Origin of the sequence: Sphingobacterium sp. UBA7249 (assembly GCF_002472835.1) — a bacterium.
In the GTDB taxonomy this organism is placed as follows: Bacteria; Bacteroidota; Bacteroidia; order Sphingobacteriales; family Sphingobacteriaceae; genus Sphingobacterium; species Sphingobacterium prati.
The window spans coordinates 43,695-59,895 of record NZ_DKST01000004.1; the positions used below are offsets into that span (position 1 = coordinate 43,695).

Genomic DNA, 16,201 nt, shown 5'->3' on the forward strand with positions numbered 1-16,201 from the left:
TTGTCTTCTTAAATATTCATGATTAAAATAGGGCCTTGAGACCGACGTTGAAAAATCGTGTCTGTGGTGTTTGCCCAATATTTAGCAGCATAGTTTCTTTTTCCTTTGCGATAGTCAATAAGTTAGCTCCATTGGCATAAATCCCCAGTTCATGAATAAATTTCGAATTGAGCATGCGTTTGGGGAAATCGTAGGATAGCTGTACCTTAGACAGGTTGATGCGATCGGTCTTATAAAGCCAAAAGTCTGAACTTCGAAAGTTGTTATCACTATTGAAAGTCGTGAGGCGAGGATAGGTAGCAGTTTCCTTGGTAGATTCTGTCCAGCGGTCACGTACTACCACTGAATATTTGTCCTCCGCATCTACCCAAAAGTATGAGCTGTTTTTCATGGCTTTGGCACCGAACTGTCCAGTTGCAGCAGCAAATAGTGTGAAATTGTTCCACTTTACCGTCAGATTGAGACCCAGTGTAAGTGGCGCACCGGCCCATCCGCCTTTGCCCAAATAGACTTCGTCGCGCGTATCAATGGTGCCGTCGCCATTTTGGTCTTTATACTTGATATCACCGGGTTTTACTTCACCAAATGAAGACAAGGCTGAGTTGTCAATATCGGGTTGACTCCTATAAAAACCATCATGCTGTAAACCCCAGATCGCATCCAGCGGTTTTCCTGCCCTATTTTGATAGGCAAACTGATAGAGTTCGTCCCGTTGTACTGCCTTGGTTGAATAATACATCCCATTGAAGCCTAGCGATACAAAAGTTTTGTCGATCTGTTTGTTCAAGTTGATGCCAAAATCAACACCTTTTCGCTCGTCACTGCTATAATTGATATAGGGAAGATCCGAGTAAACTGGCCAACCTGTCATAAAGTACATTGGATATTGTGTTGTCGCTTGTACCAAACCGCCAGTCATACGATTGAAAAAGTAGGAGGTATTGAATGTGATCAGGTTATTGTATAACCCGCCTTCAAGGTTGATGTTGAATTCCTTGCGTTTTGGGAATTTCATATTTGGATTGTCGCCCCTGCGCCGATCAAAAGAGTGTACTAATGCGCCATCCGCCCAACTATACCAGGCTCCATTGTTGTATGTATAATATCCTTGATAAAGGAAATAATCGGTAATGTCCAAGTCGGTATTCAAGATACCTGCTGAAGCAGATACCCTGAGGTCGTTGACAACCTTGCTGTTTGCCATAAAATTTTCTTTTGAAAGACGCCAGGCAACAGCCAATGTAGGGGAGAGGGCCTGTCTGTTTCCTTTCGGTAATTTCGCAGAATGGCTATAAGCGCTGCTAAAGTCAACATAATATTTACCCAAATAATTATAGCCTAACTGAAGCCCCAAATTGGCATTACTGGTTTTGTGATAGCTGCCAGATGCTCCAATTTGGTAAGCATTGGCCAAGAGGATTGCTGACAGGTGATGCTTATTATCATATATGCGGTTAAAGTTTAAGGATCCATTAAAACCAATAGTTTGTCGATAGTTACTACCGCTGATATTTTGTACACCAGATATACGGTCATCGCCATATTTTGTTAAGCTGCTAATTAAATCATTGCCGTTATAGTTGTTCCAAGAAGCCTGATAGACCGCATAATTGTTGTTATAGGATTGACTGTAATTGGATAGGTAATCTACTGCGAGGTTGGTCTTGAAAACCAGACCTTCGAGTATATTTTTTAGGTCGAAACTTAAGCCTGTGTTAAATTGAAATTGCCGGTTGAGAAGACGCGTGGTACCACCGGCGTAAACATTCGCAAAGGCATTTGTCTGATCGAGCTGACTTCCCCCCAGCAGGTATTTGCCATCAATGAGAAAACTACTGTTATTGACATAGATCATCGAGTTGGTATCACCGTCTTCAATCATGTCAATCGGAATAAGCGGAGAGAAGCGATGGGGACGCATCGTAGCGGCAGCCCCCCAATAATCAGCATTAACGCCCTTGGAAATATAAAAACTGGCCGCTGCATCTACATTTAATGAGATGATATCGCTGACTTTGACATCAATATTACCCCGCATATTAAATCTATTGGCGCCGCCATTCTTTTTTGCCTGCCCAAAATTGAGCATTGATCCTTCAGACCAAAATCCAAAATTGGTATAGTATTGCGCCCGTTGGTTTCCACCCGATATTTCGGCAGTGGCATCGTAACGGCTATAATGATCTTTGATGTAATCTGAGGAATAGTAATCGACATTGGGATAGCGAAAGGGATTTGTCCCCGCTGCATGCTGATAGATGGTCTCGGTACTATATAGTGGGACCAAACCATCATTCTGGCGCGCCTCATTATAGAGTGTCATATATTCTGCGGAACCCAGGTATTTTGGATAACTGATTGCAGCATTGATGCCACTATTGGCCCTAATCTTTATCTGTTGGCCACCGGCATTGCCGCGTTTGGTGGTAATGCTGACAACGCCTTTGGCCGCCCGGCTGCCATAAAGTGCTATGGCATTGGCGCCCTTCAGTACGCTGATCTGATCGATCTCTGTTGGCATAACATTGTTGGCATCGCGCGGAAACCCATCCACTAAAACCAGATACCCGCTCATGCCCCAGATATTGCCGTTGTAACCGGGAATAAATGCGTCTAGGTTTTCCAGGCTGTAGGTGGTGTAATTCTTATCAAGCAATTGAGGAATATCGATGGACTGTACATTGCCCATAAGGTCTTTCTTTTGAACTTTCCGGAATGCGACTTGCACCACTGTCGTACTGTCTGTACCAATACTATCTTGGAGACGTTGTAGCGTGGAAGTTGGGAATATATTTTTATATGTTGCTAGCGTTGGATCAAAGGATTCTATGGCCATTCCTTCAAAGGTGGCGATCCAGCTTAATCCAAGACAAAGTGCTATTCTTAATTTTTTGTACTTCATTTTTTGAATGATTAAATGAAAAACTTGTTACCAACCCGGGTTTTGATAGTACTCGGAATACATATTGACATCTCGGACTTTTAGGGGCAACCAATAATGCTTGCTCGTAAATTTGCGTTCCAGGAGCACATTTTCTTTGAGATTGACAACACGGTTTTGGGAAGGATCTATCGTGTTAAATGTTCCGCTCCGGTCAAATGAGACTGATTTTTTTTGCGTATATGGAGCCTCGGTTAGCAAAAGCCAACGCCGTAAATCGTTAAAACGATGACCTTCGAAGGCGAGTTCCACTGCACGTTCCCTACGCAGTTCGGGTAATAATGATTCGGCAGAACCTAGGAATTTAGCGTTTATATGGTCTACACCAGCGCGGTCGCGTACGACATTGATGGCATCAACAGCAGTTTTGTTGTAATTGTCCGCTTTGCCTGTAGCCGAATTGGAAGCCATCATTGCTGACTCAGCATACATCAAGTAGACATCAGAAAGGCGCATATAGGGGACGTAAATATGAAGATTGGTACCGTAACTGTAGGCTTGATCATATTTATTGGCTGTTAAAGGAATAAATTTGCGTAGAACATAGCCTGTCTGACTACCGGTACGGATATCCCGATAGCTTCCACCTGTGTACAGATTGGCGTTGCGGTTTTTTTCTTCTGTAGCCGCCATATTTCCTTGAACCACTTTTGCACCGTCAAAAATAATATCCTTGTAAAAACGTGGATCCCGATCTTTCCAAGGGTATTCAGCATTATATCCCGACTCTGCATCGGACTGGGTAATGTCCTTAATCGGTAAGCCGTTTTTCATGCCATAGTAGTCGACATAATTTGCTGTTGGGTTAAACCTAAGGTCGCCATCACCTACTTCGAGGGGAATATATTGCTTGCTTGTTCCCCAGTTAGATACCCATGCATCGATATAAGGCCCTCTAAAAATAGCCTCAGTACTGCCTGGCATGGTCCAGTTTTGTCCCGTTGTGTAAAAATTTAAATGAATATTGGCCATGGGAACAAGGGCGTAGTTCGTCTGTCCACTCTCAACCAGAGATAGCAATTCGCCGAAGGCCTGTGCCGCTTTTTTACAATAATCAGTATGATAGGTTTTACTTCCCGTAGACTGAAAATTCATCAGTGGACTTCCGGCCCAAAGGTAGTTTTTGCCAAGATAGGCTAGCGCCATGACTTTGTTGATGCGCAATTGGTTTTTCCCAAGTGTACGCTTTCCAGCCGTTGTATTGTCCCAATCGATCGGCAACAGGTTAGCCGCTTCCCTGAAATCGGCAGCAGCAAGATCAGCACATTCGTGGTAACTAAGTCTGGGTAACCGAAGCTTTTCGTCACTAGGTAGTACATGATTAATGTAAGGCATACCACCAAAATATTCCATTAGTCGGTGGTGAAACCAGCCTCGGAAAAATAATAATTGCCCCTTGATCAGGTCCTTTTCTTCCTGCGTCGCTTCGGTCAATTTGTCGATATTCTCTAAGCCAAGGCTTATTTTTCGGAGGCCAAACCAGGATGCGCTCCATAGATCACGAAAGGCACGGTTGGCGAATACATCATTGTTGTTGGTGGTAAAATCCCCCTGATCCATCCAGCCCGCACCCCAGCCATCAAACTCCCTTTGCCAGCCCCAAAAATTGCCCTGGTCTATTTTGTTTACGAAATGAAAATTGTTCGCCGTGGAGGTGATTTCATCTTCACCCCAGTTCCAGGAATTGGTCCAGTAGTTGTTGCTGAAATTGACCACACAGTTATACAGCTCTTCGGTATAACCTTGGAAATTAATAAAGTTTTTAAATGCTTCTTTGGGAGATATATTGGACTGTTCTTCCTTGTCTAGATATTTATTGCATGAGAGTAGTGTTGTAGACGACCAGAACACACCAGTTATGAAGATTATCTTGAAATATTTTTTCATCTGTCTAAATTGCTTTAAAAAGTAATGTTTGCACCTAGATTAAATCGCTTTACCGTCGGATAAGCTCCTTGAGAAGCCCAACCCGTGCCGGCGTAATTGGATTCTCGGTCATCGGGCATTTTGGACCAGAAGACCAAGTTGTTGCCATTTAGGAAGAGGCGAAGATTTTGAAGACCCAAGCGTTTGATCATGCTGGATTCGCGGTTAAAATTGTAGGCAATTTCAGCGGTTTTCAATCGAATGTATGAACCATCAAACATATACCTGTTACCCGGGGCATAACTACTTGATTGAGACAGCCAACGTGGTAAAGGAACATCCGCATGAACGTTGTTTTTTGACCAATACGAACCTTCTTCGTAGGCCAGATTAAGCTGACCTGAGAAGCTATTGAAGACAACTTGACGTGTGACATTGTTGACCGCATACCACTGCGTCATTACACTAAAGTTATTCCAGTCGAACCCAATCGTACAATTGTATGTGTTTTGTGGAACAGAGGGAAAGGCATAAGGGATATTGTCTTTGGCATCAATAATACCATCACCATTATAATCCAGTATATGATAATTGCCGGGAAGCTTAGCGAGGTCATTGCTTTCATGCATGGTGCTGCCATAAAGTTCATCCCAGGTATTGTAATACCCGGAGCTAACATATGAATAGGTCTGACTCACCTGTTTATTGTCGGGTTTTTGATATGCGGGTAACAATTCAGGCGCATCGGCATTGATGACTTTATCTTTGGCATGGGTAAAATTGAGGTCAGCCCATATCCTCCAATCTTTGTTTAGCTGCCTATTGAACTTTAATTCGACCTCATAACCTTTATTTTTTACCTCTCCGAGGTTGGCCGTTGGAGCCTCTACACCAAAATATGACGGAATAGACCTGCCACCGCCAGTAATAAGCACATTCGTCCTATGATCTTTAAAGAAGTCTACCTTCCCAGAAATCTGTCCGTTGAATAGGCCAAAATCCACACCGAAATTTAACTTCTTGACTTTTTCCCAGCGGATATTTGGGTTTCCAAGCACATTTTCTTTATACCAGATGTATGGACTGGTATTTCCATCGGAGTAGGAAAATCGACCGTCAACACCCATCCCTGCCGTACCGCCGTAGGCCCATTGCGTTAAATAAAGAAATTGTCCACCACCGCTATCGTCACCAATATCTCCATAGGAGCCACGCAGCTTTAACGTATTCAAAAAGGATAAAGGTTTCATAAACTCTTCTTCCGAAACTAACCAGCCAATACCTCCGGAATTAAAAAAGGCAAATCTGTTTTCGGGTGCGAATTTCTCTGAGCCCGTATAGGCACCGTTATATTCGAGCATATACTTATTCTTGTAATTATAAGTTGTACGGAATACCCAGTCTTCCCGATAGGAGGGAATCGTGCTACCTCTTCCATATTGATTTCGGTTGACCAATCCCATGGCCGAAATATTGTGGTTTTTGGCAATAGTAGTTACATAATTTAATTGCAATTGATAAAATAATCTCCTGTACGTGAGTGCGTTGTTTACTGTTCCGGCTTCTGTCGTCCAATCAATGCCTTCGGCAAAATCGAATCTATTGGTTCCATCGAAAGGAATTTGGTAGGTTGGAAGTCCAGTATTGGGGTCTATCCACTTGCTTTGGGTGTTATTGTTGGCGTCATTAATACCACGTCTGCCTTCAACAAATGTATTATCCAGAGAGATTGTCCCACGTAGATTAAGGCCTTTTGTTAAAAATTTGAGGTCTTGTTCGAGCGTAAAATCTGTTGTAATGCGGCTCGTGGTAATGTACTCAGTTCCACTGATAGCCAGTACACGAGCAGAATTTATTCCGGCATTTGGGTTTGGCGCATTGAATCCCCAGGTGCCATCTGAATAACGTGGATAGATAACATCCGGTGCTACGGTGTAGGCTGCAATCCAATAGGAATAATCGTTGCCACCACCAAATGGGCTTTTTCGGACACCCCGAGAGCCTGCGAGATTTGTTGAGAATTTGGTTGTTGGTGTAAGTTGGAAATCCAAATTCGAACGGACATTGAGACGGTTAAATCCGTAGCCGGCTTTATAGCCCCTGGCGTTTTCAAACTGACGAAATAGATCACCTTCATACAGATAATCTGCGTTGGCAAAGTATTTGACAAATGGGGTGCCACCAGCAATATTAACACTGCTGTTTTGCGAAAATGCTTGGCTTCTAAATAGTTCTTTAGCCCAATCGGTATTTACATAGCGCTCACGTTCGGTTTGGTCGGCGGGGAAACGGTATTTATTGATAATATCTTGCGGCGAATAATCGGCCCAACTTGCGGGGTTGATGCCCAACTCATACTCAATCACTTTATTGCGTAGCATGAGCGCGTCGTATGAATCCATTTTACCTGGGAGCTGTGAAACGGTTTTAATGACATTATTAACGGTACCACGTATCAACATTTGACCTTCCTTACCACGTTTAGTGGTGATGAGAATGACACCATTGGCTCCTCTCACTCCATAAACAGCGGTCGCCGATGCATCCTTGAGTACTGAAATGGTTTCGATAGAACTGATATCTACCGCTGATAATGGTCGTTCGACACCGTCAACCATCACTAGTGGATCTGTATTGTTCCAAGTACTTCGTCCCCGGATCACAATACGGGGATCTTCTTCACCCGGCATCCCCGTACTTGCTGTCGTGATTACCCCAGGTACATTGCCCGTCAATGCAGCTCCTACACTAGATACCCCGCCTGCACGTTCCAGAATTTTGCCCGAAGTTTGAGCTATGGCACCAACAACGGTTTCCTTTTTTTGCCGGCCATATCCAACAACGATCGTTTCCTCTATTTCAATAGACTTATCTATAAGCCGAACCTCTACTGTGGTTTTATCGTCAATGGGAAGCTCGACTTGTCCGTAACCGAGTTTGGAAATGGTCAATAAATTTTTGTCTGCTGGCACTTGAAGGGTAAAAGCTCCATTTTCGTCGGTGGCAGTGCCTAATGATGTCCCCTTCACCTTGATGGAAGCGCCACTTATTTTTTTGTGGTTGCCATCGACAATAATGCCCTTAATTTGCCTTTTGGCTTGAGCTTTTAATGTTACCTGCCCGACAAGAAGCAAGAATAACAGTAAAGTGAATGGCCTAGCTATACCCCATAGCTTTCTCCAATGCCTTATAAATGTGATTGAGATTGTAATCATCATAGCATATGTGGATTATTAAAATAGGTTTAAAAATTTTTTTGGTTAATTTGTCTGTAATTGGTTGGCACGGTTGTACCAGCATTCCCTTAGGTCATTTTTGATCATAATAGGATCGCAGACTATGGATCATCTAGTGTTATCATGGCATTATAATAATTGGTTAAAAATTAGCTGTTTAGAAATGTAGGGCAACCGGTTGCATCGTTTGGTTATAGTTTTTCCCAAACGGAGATACCTTTCAAAGCAGTTTATAATTGTAGACCAAAGCTAGCTATAGCAAAATTTTAGTAATAGCAAGAATGTTTAAATGAAGGATAAGAATGTCAAATAGGGCCGATAATCCGGCAAAAAACATTTTTATGGACTGGTTTGATCGGATTAATTTAATAAATTAGTTGATAGTTCACGCCGCAATTGAAAGTGAAGATACACCTAAATATATGATACGAATTTTACTGGTAACAACCTTGGCAATGTTAACGTTTTTGTGTTATGGGCAAAATGAGCCTGTGACCTTTCAACGCTATTATTCGAAAGATGGACTTTCCTCCAATACAATCTATAGCATTTTTCGGGACAGTTATGGTTTCCTCTGGCTCGGAACAGAGGATGGACTGAACAGGTTTGATGGCCGTCGTTATCATGTGTATCGCTATGATGCCAATAAAGAAAATAGTCTAATGGCTAATCATATTTCGGCGCTCTGTGAAGACAAGAAGGGAAGGGTGTGGATAGGAACAAACGGAGGCGGCTTGAGCTATTTCGATCGACAGGCTGACCGCATTCGAACTTATAATCTTACTCCGGATGGAAAGTGGCTCAGTGCAGCTATAAATGCGATCGATAAAGATTTAAACGGAAATATTTGGGTTGCTTCTTACGGTGCATTATTTATTTTGAATGTCGATGATTTGCAAAAGAAAGTTGATCAGAAATATAGACCTGTCGTAGAGACCTTTGCAGGTAAAGTGACCAACTGCGTCTTTCGTGATCGACAAAACAACATGTGGGTATCATCGGAGCGTGCTGTGTTCCGCATTTCAAGTGATTTAAAGACCATAAAACGCTTCGAAGTTTTGTCTGAAGGGGAAGGGTATGAAAATGGGGTTGAAATAACTTCCATTGTCGAGGATGATAAAGGCCGAATCTGGATCGGTTCGATGCTCGGACTAAAATACCTAAATCAAGGTGCGTCACAATTTAACAAATTCATAGTCGGGCCCGGAAAAGGGAATTTGAGCAGCCCACGCATTTATGCCTTAAGTTATAATCTCAAACACTGTATATGGATTGGAACGGACAACGGTCTTGATGTGTTAAATACCAATGATTTTAGTGTGCATACCTTTAAACCTGATCCTAGTAATATTCATAGTCTTTCACATAAATCTATCCGGTCTATATGTATCGATAACAGCGGTATTTATTGGGTGGGAACCTTTCGGGGAGGATTGAATAAATATGATACCAATTTAAGTCAATTTCGATTAAAAAGTTTGGATTTCTTAGCGGGAATGACTGGGGATCCAGCTGTGGTAACATCTTTTGCGGAGTACCAGCATAAAATATTCCTAGGTGTTGATGGTGCTGGTGTCTGGAAGTATGAAAGGGACAGTGATCGACTGCTTCCGGTCAAGCTGGCGGCTAACCTGCCCTCTGATCTGACCGTATTGGCTTTAGAAAGACAGCGCGATCAACTTTGGATCGGTACATACCAACATGGGGTACTTTGTCATGATCTGATTAGTGGAGATCTCAAAAGATATACGGCGGGCAACAAAGAAGATAATTTAAACAATAATGATGTTTTTTGTTTGAAAACTGATTTTCAAGGTAATATATGGGTAGGGACGAATGGCGGCGGCATTAATGTTATTCAAAAGGGAGGTGCAATAGTAAAGAAATACAGACGGACAGAAGGCGATAGCGCTGATCTTCGGCTACCGGGAAATTTTATCCGCGCGCTAGAGGAAGACCAGGATCATCATATGTGGATTGGCACTTATGGCTCTGGGCTTGCCAGGTATGATCCTGGAACAAAACGTACTGCAATTTTTAATATGGAGAACAATAAGCTGCCCAGTAATTATGTGTTGGCCGTGCACAGTGATAAAACAGGGAATTTGTGGGTAGGAACGAATGGGAATGGCGTTGGAGTACTCGAAAAAGGAAAAACACAATTTATTACTCTTTCTGAAAAAGATGGTTTAGCTAATGGCGCAATACAGAGTATAATAGAAGACGATAAAGGGCGCATGTGGTTTGCGACCAACAAAGGATTAAGTTGTTATTTTCCGAAAGAAAGGCTATTTAAGAACTATTCGAAAGCTGCAGGATTACAGGAAGGAGCTTTTATGTTGGGGGCGACGCTAAAAATGACGGATGGAGAAATGTATTTTGGAGGACAGAAGGGGTTTAACCATTTTTATCCCGCCAATCTAAAAATAAACATTAATCCAGCTAAGGTAGCGCTAACTGATCTGAAAATTGACAATGTCGTCATTCAACCTACGGATAAAGGAGCTATACAACAGTCTCTATTAACAGCAGATCGTATTTACTTAAAGTATAAACAGAATTTCTCCATTTCTTTTGCAGCGCTAAACCTTACGGTGCCGGAGGATAACGAATACGAGTATAGACTTGTCGGATTCGATAAAAATTGGATTCGGAATGGCAAAGAAAATAATGCCTATTATACAAATTTGGATCCCGGAGATTATTTATTTCAGGTACGTGCCAGCAATAACGATGGAATTTGGAACAAGGAAATAAAATCCATTGCCATACATGTTGCTCCACCATTTTGGCGAACAATATATGCATATATATTTTATGTGATAGCAGTTGCGGGAGCCTTGCTATGGATCAGGCATCGCGGAATCCAAAAGCTAAAACAAAAATTTGCACTTGAACAGGAACGTATCCAAGCGAAACAGCTTATTGAGCAGCAAAAAAGAGACGCTGAAACCAAGCATCAACTGGATGCAATGAAAATTAGGTTTTTAACGAATTTAAGCCATGAATTCCGCACACCAATTTCATTGATAATGGGGCCTATAGACGCTCTGATAACAAAAAATAAAGATCGTAAACTGGCTGATTCGCTGAATCTGATTAGCCGGAACGCGCGAAGATTGTTAAATCTGGTCAACCAACTGCTCGACTTTAGAAAGATGGAATATCATGAGTTGAAATTGCAGGACGACGATGGTGATTTAGTGTCTTTCGTACAGGAGGTATTTCGGTCATTTCAGGACATGGCCTTGCAGAAGGGGATAGACTATTCTTTTTTACCTTGCCAAGAAAAAATATATTGCCGTTTTGATCGAAATAAAATCGAGCGCATTTTATTTAATCTTATCTATAATGCCTTTAAATTTACTAATAAAGAGGGGGATATTGCGGTAAGTATAGCATCGGTCAGTATGAAAGACAAGAAGCTGCAGGTCTGTCTAGAGGTGAGGGATACAGGAATTGGTATTCCTGAACAATTGCAACAATCCATATTTGAAAGTTTTTTCCAGCACGACAACGATGGCGCAATTGCTAGCCAAGGTTCTGGCATCGGCTTATCGATTGCTCAGTCATTTGTTCAGATGTATAACGGAAAGATTTCAGTATACAGTGAACCGGAAAAAGGGAGTGTTTTTAAATTTGATCTATGGTTAGATCCAGCTGAACCGAGTTATGAAAATATGCCCGAGCAGGAAATAATGCCTACAGATGCGCCTGTAGAGGTTAGACAGTGCCCTCTCGTGCTGATTATCGAAGATGATGAAGACTTTAGGTATTACCTCAAAGAATCTTTAAAAGAATACTATCAGATCATCGAGGCTACCAATGGAAAGGATGGCTGGCAGAAAGCACTTTTTCATCATCCCGATCTTGTGGTGAGTGATGTGCAGATGCCCTACCTAAACGGCATGGAATTTTCGCAAAAACTTGTGCAGGATAAAAGGACAAAACACATCCCAGTTGTGTTGTTGACGGCTTCTCAAGTGGATAATGGACTCGTTTGTGGACTGGAGTCGGGGGCCGTGGATTACCTCACCAAACCTTTTGACATGCATGTGCTGGTAGCGAAGATCAATAGCTTGCTCCATCTAAATCAAGCATTTAAGGAAGTGTACAGCAAGCAGGTATCCATTGTTTTGCCCGAAGTTGCGGTTGTATCAGAAAAGGATAAATTTTTGCAAAAAGTGCTGAATTATGTGCACGAAAATATTGATAACCCGCAATTATCTGTGGAAACCTTGAGTGCCCACACCTCGATGAGTAGAGCTTCCCTGTACAATAAACTGTTGGAACTTACAGGAATGTCGCCGGTAGATTTCATTCGGTCTGTGAAACTGGAAAAGGCTGCTAGCTTGTTGGAGAAAAGCGATAAGTCTATTTCTGAAATAGCGTACCAAACAGGATTTGCGAATCCCAATTATTTTACAAAGGTCTTCAAAGCAAAATATCAAATGACTCCAAGTGAGTTTATACAGTGCCAAAAGATTACTTCCGAGTAAAAGGAGTTAAATTGTTTTTTAGGCGCAATTTTACAAAAGGGTAATTTGTTTTAGACATTTTTACCCTTCTTTTTTTTATTTGTTGCAATGCTGTCCTCTGGAAACCTATAGTTTTGTGTTATACCAAATCGCCAAAATCTGGCGAATAATAAACTTATCAACTAAATAAGAGATATGAAATTTTTTATCGATACAGCTAGTCTCAGTGAGATTCGTATGGCTCAAAATTTAGGCGTATTGGATGGGGTGACGACCAATCCCTCCCTGATGGCCAAAGAGGGTGTGACAGGAACAGAAAATGTGCATGGTCACTATAAAGCTATCTGTGCAATTGTCGACGGTGACGTGAGTGCGGAAGTGATTTCGACCGATTATAAAACCATGATCAAAGAGGGCTTGCAGTTGGCTGCTTTGGATAGCAAAATCGTTGTTAAGGTACCCATGACTGAAGATGGTATTAAAGCGATCAAATATTTTAGTACTCAACAGATCAAAACCAATTGTACGCTGGTTTTCTCTGCCGGACAGGCGCTGCTCGCGGCAAAAGCCGGAGCGACTTATGTATCACCTTTTGTCGGCAGACTTGATGACATATCCGTCGACGGGCTAGCACTGATCCGGGAAATACGCACAATTTACGATAATTATGCTTTTGGAACACAGATTTTGGCAGCTTCGGTACGCCATAGTGCCCATATCTTGGGTTGTGCCAAGATCGGGGCAGATGTCATGACGGGGCCACTGCAGGCGATATTCTCCTTGTTAAAACATCCTTTGACGGATAGTGGATTAGCTCAATTTCTCGCTGATCATAAACGTGTTGCTACACAGAGCTTTAATTGATATGGTAATGACTAAAAATAGTATACATAATCTAGAAGCAATTGTTCAACAAGTACGAAGGGATATACTTCGTATGGTGCATGGATGCCAATCTGGACATCCCGGTGGATCTTTGGGCTGTGCGGAATTATTAGTCGGTCTGTATTTTGAACTGATGCAGCGAAATGAACACTTTGATGTCAATGGCGAAGGAGAAGATCTATTTTTTCTTTCCAATGGACATATTTCCCCTGTATTTTACAGTGTACTGGCTCGAGCAGGATATTTTCCGATAAGTGAACTTGCCACCTTTAGAAAGCTCAATTCACGTCTACAGGGCCATCCAACGACCCATGAAGGATTGCCGGGGATCCGCGTGGCCTCAGGTTCGTTGGGGCAAGGTCTCTCTGTTGCGATTGGCGCTGCTCAGGCCAAAAGATTAAATAAGGATAACCATTTAGTTTACGTCCTGATGGGAGATGGTGAATTGCAGGAAGGACAGGTCTGGGAAGCGGCCATGTATGCGAGCCATAACAAAATGGACAATTTAATTGTTATTGTGGATTACAATGGAGCTCAGATTGATGGGGCTACAAATGATGTCCTGTCATTAGGGGATTTGCCTCATAAATGGATGGCATTTGGTTGGGAGGTTGTTGAAGTTAGGCGGGGAAATGATGTTGGTTCCGTCATTGCCGGCCTTCGAAGAGCTCAGTCGATGACAGTCAAAAAAGCTCCGATCATGGTATTGTTGCACACAGAAATGGGCAATGGTGTTGATTTTATGATGGGATCACACAAATGGCATGGTGTGGCACCGAATGACGCTCAATTGGAGTCAGGATTAAGCCAAAATGCGGAAACGTTGGGCGATTATTAGTATCATGCATTAAGAGATTTCGAAATTGATTAAATTAAAATGAAAAAATATACATACACAGAATCCAAGGATACGCGATCTGGATTTGGTGCTGGTTTGCTGGAAGCGGGGAGACAAAATGAAAATGTGGTAGCGCTCTGTGCTGATTTAGTTGGCTCCCTCAAAATGAACGATTTTATCAAGGCTTATCCGGACCGTTTTTTTCAGATTGGCATTGCTGAAGCGAATATGATGGGCATCGCTGCTGGACTTACCATTGGCGGGAAAATACCTTTTACCGGTACATTCGCCAATTTCTCGACCGGGCGTGTGTACGATCAGATTCGTCAGTCCATTGTCTATTCGGATAAAAATGTGAAGATTGCGGCTTCGCATGCGGGGCTTACTTTGGGAGAAGATGGGGCAACTCATCAAATCCTGGAAGATATCGGATTGATGAAAATGCTCCCCGGGATGACTGTCATCAATCCATGTGACTATAACCAAACCAAAGCGGCAACAATAGCAGTGGCAAAACATAAAGGTCCTGTTTACCTGCGTTTTGGACGCCCTGTTGTTCCTGTTTTTACAGCCGAAGATCAGGAATTTGTGATTGGCAAAGCTGTGCTGCTCAATTCAGGTGTTGATGTTACTATTATAGCGACTGGACACTTGGTATGGGAGGCAATCCGGGCGGGCGAGGAATTGGAAAAGCTGGGAATTGATGCAGAAATCATCAATATACATACCATCAAACCTCTTGATAAGGAAGCTATACTGGCATCTATCGAAAAAACGGGTTGCGTGGTGACGGCCGAAGAACATAACCGTATCGGTGGGCTTGGCGACAGTATCGCACAGCTATTGACCAAACAAATGCCTGTACCTCAAGAATATGTTGCCGTAGATGATAGTTTTGGTGAATCGGGAACACCGAGTGAACTCATGGATAAATATGGGCTAAATGCCGATGCCATAGTGGCATCTGTACTTCGAGTACTAAAAAGAAAACAATTCAAATAGTCAAAAAACGGGGACTGCCCCATATTTTGACTACTAATCAACCAATTGTAAAAATGAGAAAGATTATTTGCACAGCATTATGTATGATGTCGATCAGCTTGTTGTCCCATGCACAACAGGCTGCACCAAAGGGATTTGACGTGGAAAGGAAACTGATGTCTACTGGGAAAATAGATTCTATTATTTATCCGTCTAAAACGGTGGGCGTGTCCAGAAAAGCACTGATATATACACCTCCAGGATATAATTCCGAAAAAGAATATCCTGTACTGTACCTCTTGCATGGAATCGGAGGTGATGAACGTGAATGGTTGAGGCATGGAAATCCACAGGTTATTTTTGACAATCTCTATGCCGAAGGTAAAATGGAACCCATGGTGGTGGTGATGCCCAATGGTCGTGCGATGAAAGATGACCGGGCCGGAGGAAATGTCATGGCACCGGATCGCGTAGCTGCATTCTCGACTTTCGAAAGAGATCTGCTTGACGACCTGATTCCCTTTGTTGAAAAACAATTTCCAGTTGTCCAAGACCGTGAGCATCGTGCGATCTTTGGTCTATCTATGGGTGGTGGTCAGGCATTGAATTTTGGATTAGGCCACATCGATACGTTTGCATGGGTGGGTGGGTTTTCTTCTGCCCCCAACACAAAGATGCCACAAGAATTATTACCTGCTCCAGAGGAAGCTAAAAACAAGCTAAAAATGTTGTGGGTTTCCTGCGGCGACCAAGATGGTTTGCTCAATATAAGCAAAAGGACACATGAGTACCTTTTGGATCATCAGGTGCCTCACATATACTATTTAGAATCTGGAGGACATGATTTCAATGTGTGGAAAAATGACCTTTATAATATTTCTCAGTTGTTATTTAAGGCGGGCAAGTAGCATAGCTATGATAACGACCTTACGAAAGGTGTTAGCTATTGGATTAGATGTAATTTAAATAGGGTGTC

General features: G+C 42.4%; 8 protein-coding genes. 5 read left to right on the plus strand and 3 right to left on the minus strand.

The features are described from left to right. Nucleotides 1-22: 22 nt before the first annotated feature. Genes B4A24_RS02780 through B4A24_RS02790 form a run of 3 tightly spaced genes read right to left on the minus strand, consistent with a single transcriptional unit; the run spans nt 23 to nt 8,025 of the window. The gene (locus B4A24_RS02780) at nt 23-2,902 is read right to left on the minus strand and encodes a SusC/RagA family TonB-linked outer membrane protein (RefSeq protein WP_293942433.1); all 2,880 of its coding nucleotides are present in this window, start codon (nt 2,900-2,902) and stop codon (nt 23-25) included. Between the two features lie 27 nt (nt 2,903-2,929). Next, nucleotides 2,930-4,828: a RagB/SusD family nutrient uptake outer membrane protein gene (locus tag B4A24_RS02785; protein WP_293942435.1), complete on the minus strand. Its 1,899-nt coding sequence runs from the start codon at nt 4,826-4,828 to the stop codon at nt 2,930-2,932. A gap of 14 nt (nt 4,829-4,842) precedes the next feature. Further along, entirely contained in the window at nt 4,843-8,025 is a 3,183-nt protein-coding gene (locus tag B4A24_RS02790; RefSeq protein WP_293942437.1) for a SusC/RagA family TonB-linked outer membrane protein, read from the minus strand. A gap of 440 nt (nt 8,026-8,465) precedes the next feature. Here B4A24_RS02790 and B4A24_RS02795 point away from each other — a divergent pair, with 440 nt between their 5' ends. The 5 genes from B4A24_RS02795 to B4A24_RS02815 all read left to right on the plus strand — a co-directional run bounded on the left by B4A24_RS02795 (nt 8,466) and on the right by B4A24_RS02815 (nt 16,133). Then, nucleotides 8,466-12,542 carry a two-component regulator propeller domain-containing protein gene (locus B4A24_RS02795; protein WP_293942439.1) on the plus strand — a complete coding sequence of 1,359 codons (4,077 nt, stop codon included), beginning with the start codon at nt 8,466-8,468 and terminating at the stop codon, nt 12,540-12,542. 174 nt (nt 12,543-12,716) lie between these two features. Then, nucleotides 12,717-13,385, plus strand: coding sequence for a fructose-6-phosphate aldolase (fsa, locus tag B4A24_RS02800; RefSeq protein WP_293942441.1), 669 nt, complete (start codon nt 12,717-12,719; stop codon nt 13,383-13,385). Between the two features lie 7 nt (nt 13,386-13,392). After that, entirely contained in the window at nt 13,393-14,244 is an 852-nt protein-coding gene (locus B4A24_RS02805; RefSeq protein WP_293942443.1) for a transketolase, read from the plus strand. 39 nt (nt 14,245-14,283) lie between these two features. Then, entirely contained in the window at nt 14,284-15,246 is a 963-nt protein-coding gene (locus B4A24_RS02810) for a transketolase family protein (RefSeq protein ID WP_293942445.1), read from the plus strand. A gap of 53 nt (nt 15,247-15,299) precedes the next feature. Then, nucleotides 15,300-16,133 carry an alpha/beta hydrolase gene (locus B4A24_RS02815; RefSeq protein ID WP_293942447.1) on the plus strand — a complete coding sequence of 278 codons (834 nt, stop codon included), beginning with the start codon at nt 15,300-15,302 and terminating at the stop codon, nt 16,131-16,133. Nucleotides 16,134-16,201 lie beyond the last annotated feature (68 nt).

What these genes read in the sequence shown, in the direction of transcription:
- B4A24_RS02815 (WP_293942447.1), top strand. Translation starts at nt 15,300, where the DNA reads ATGAGAAAGATTATTTGCACAGCATTATGTATGATGTCGATCAGCTTG.
- B4A24_RS02780 (WP_293942433.1), bottom strand. Translation starts at nt 2,902, where the DNA reads ATGAAGTACAAAAAATTAAGAATAGCACTTTGTCTTGGATTAAGCTGG.
- B4A24_RS02805 (WP_293942443.1), top strand. Translation starts at nt 13,393, where the DNA reads ATGACTAAAAATAGTATACATAATCTAGAAGCAATTGTTCAACAAGTA.
- fsa (WP_293942441.1), top strand. Translation starts at nt 12,717, where the DNA reads ATGAAATTTTTTATCGATACAGCTAGTCTCAGTGAGATTCGTATGGCT.
- B4A24_RS02795 (WP_293942439.1), top strand. Translation starts at nt 8,466, where the DNA reads ATGATACGAATTTTACTGGTAACAACCTTGGCAATGTTAACGTTTTTG.
- B4A24_RS02810 (WP_293942445.1), top strand. Translation starts at nt 14,284, where the DNA reads ATGAAAAAATATACATACACAGAATCCAAGGATACGCGATCTGGATTT.
- B4A24_RS02790 (WP_293942437.1), bottom strand. Translation starts at nt 8,025, where the DNA reads ATGATGATTACAATCTCAATCACATTTATAAGGCATTGGAGAAAGCTA.
- B4A24_RS02785 (WP_293942435.1), bottom strand. Translation starts at nt 4,828, where the DNA reads ATGAAAAAATATTTCAAGATAATCTTCATAACTGGTGTGTTCTGGTCG.